Below are 678 nucleotides of genomic sequence, written 5' to 3'. Positions count from 1 at the left end.
CGTTGGCTCCACGAAAGCGCTTCCCCCAGGGTCAGCCTGCGCGAGACAAACCCCAGCATCTGAGCTGGCGACTCCTTGTCATAATTGAAGCGCTTGCCGATCAGATTGCGATGCGCCATCTGCATCTGCAAAGCAAGGTCCAGATAGCGCCGACGCTTCGTCACAAGCCAGGACTGCCTCCGTAGCCGTCCGACCGTATCCCGCAGGCGCGCATCCTCGTGGTTGATTGGAAAGAGCGGATTCCATGTCATCCGAGCCAGGTGGCTATTCGTCTTGGAGTGCATCACAAGTGCGCTCCCGAGCGTCTCGCTCGCCAGCCCCGGGTAGCTCGACTTCTCGTCGGTGAAGAGGGTCACCGTTGCTCCCTCTGCCAAGAGATCGCCGCCGCGTTTCAGCGTCCGGCGGCATGCTTCCCGTGAGCGATCCTTGCGCCTACCATGCTTCTCCTCCTCGATGGCGAGCCTTTCGAGGCGCGCGGGGGTCATCTTGCCCTTGGGACGAATCGTCGCTGACTCGCTCCAAATGTGGTAACGACTTTTGCTCTCGATCAGGACGGGGATGCTCAGGGGACGGAAGCTCCGATGGGCCTCGAAAGACTCGAGCTCGTCGAACTGGAACAAGACAGCGCCCTCGAGGGGGCGGCGCAAGTTCAGGTTCAATTGACGCAGATGGCGAGCG

General features: G+C 61.2%; 1 protein-coding gene. It reads right to left on the bottom strand.

Annotated features, from left to right (window positions below):
- Positions 1-356 (bottom strand): hypothetical protein (locus GY725_25915; protein MCP4007633.1); only part of this gene is annotated, 356 nt, incomplete at its 3' end.
- Positions 357-678 lie beyond the last annotated feature (322 nt).

The sequence above is a fragment of the bacterium genome, assembly GCA_024226335.1.
Taxonomy (GTDB): domain Bacteria; phylum Myxococcota_A; class UBA9160; order SZUA-336; family SZUA-336; genus JAAELY01.
This window is presented reverse-complemented; position numbering and strand designations above follow the sequence as displayed.